The sequence below is a fragment of the Microbacterium sp. K41 genome (assembly GCF_004794395.1).
GTDB classification, from domain to species: domain Bacteria; phylum Actinomycetota; class Actinomycetes; order Actinomycetales; family Microbacteriaceae; genus Microbacterium; species Microbacterium sufflavum.
Map to the genome: position 1 here is coordinate 1 of NZ_SSDO01000279.1, position 1,403 is coordinate 1,403.

A 1,403-nucleotide genomic window follows, 5' to 3' on the forward strand; every position below is an offset into this window, starting at 1 on the left:
CGGCGTCGAGCGTCCGCGTTCCGTGGTTGTGCAGGGCCACGCTGACCGGCACGGGTTCGCCGAGGCGCGCCCGCGCGGGCAGCCGACGGGTGACGGTCACCGCGCGGGGACTCGCCGCCCGCACCACGTCGAACACCACGAGCAGGGCGCACAGCGCGAGCCAGCCTCCGAGCACGGCGTACGGCGGCACCCCCGCGAGACCGGTCAGGACCAGCGGGACGATGCCGACGGCGAGGGCGACGGCGAGGCGTCCGGTGACGAACACCTAGATCGGCACCCTGGTCTGCTGCACCACGGAGGTGAGCACCGCGTCGGCGGACACGCCCTCCATCTGCGCGTCGGGCCGCAGCTGCAGCCGGTGGCGCCAGACGGGGACGAGCATGGTCTGCACGTGGTCGGGCGTCACGGCCGTCGACGCGTTGAGCCAGGCCCAGGCCTTGGCGGCAGCGAGGAGTCCGGTCGAGGCGCGCGGGCTCGCGCCGAGCTCCACGGAGGGGGACTGGCGGGTGGCCCGTGCCAGGTCGACGACGTAGCCGAGCACGTCGTCCGTGACCTCGACGGCGGCGGCCGCGTGCTGGGCGGCGCGGATCTCCTCGGCGGACACCACGGCCTCGACGCCCGTGAGCTCGCGCGGCGAGAAGCCCTGCGCGTGGCGCCGCAGCACCGACACCTCGGCGTCGCGCTCTGGCATGCCGACGACGAGCTTCATCAGGAACCGGTCGAGCTGCGCCTCGGGGAGCGAGTACGTGCCCTCGTGCTCGATCGGGTTCTGGGTCGCGGCGACCAGGAACGGATCGGGCAGCGTGCGGCTCACGCCGTCGGCCGACACCTGACGCTCCTCCATGGCCTCCAGGAGCGCTGCCTGCGTCTTCGGCGGCGTGCGGTTGATCTCGTCCGCCAGCAGGATGTGCGTGAACACGGGTCCGGCGCGGAAGTCGAACTCGCCCGTCCTGGCGTCGTACACGAGTGAGCCGGTCACGTCGCCGGGCATGAGGTCTGGCGTGAACTGCACGCGCTTGGTGTCGAGCCCCAGGGCCCTGGCGAACGATCGCACGACCAGCGTCTTCGCGACGCCGGGCACGCCCTCCAGGAGCACGTGACCGCGGGCGAGCAGCGACACCAGCAGACCGGTGACGGTGCCCGCCTGGCCGACCACGGCCTTGTCGACCTCGGTGCGGACGCGGTGCATGGCCTGGCGCAGCGCGGCGTCGTCGATGGGACGGTTGTCGTCGGTCACGGGGTCTCCTCGGATTCCGGGGTGAGCGGGGGTCGGTCGGGGCGGCGGGGCGTCATCCGTCGTCGCTCCGCGCGGTGCGGGCCGTGTCCTCGACGGCGGTCTCGAGCTCGTCGAGCTGGCGCGCGAGGGCGATCAGGGTGGCGTCGTCGGCGGGTGGCGCTCCGGC

At 73.8% G+C, this 1,403-nt stretch carries 1 protein-coding gene and 1 pseudogene; both read right to left on the reverse strand.

All coding sequences use genetic code 11. The features are described 5' to 3' along the window. A pseudogene (locus tag DW309_RS07970) lies at positions 1–265 on the reverse strand (DUF58 domain-containing protein); the annotation flags it as partial. Beyond that, positions 266–1,237, reverse strand: coding sequence for an AAA family ATPase (locus DW309_RS07975; RefSeq protein ID WP_136035405.1), 972 nt, complete (start codon positions 1,235–1,237; stop codon positions 266–268). Between the last annotated feature and the right edge of the window lie 166 nt (positions 1,238–1,403).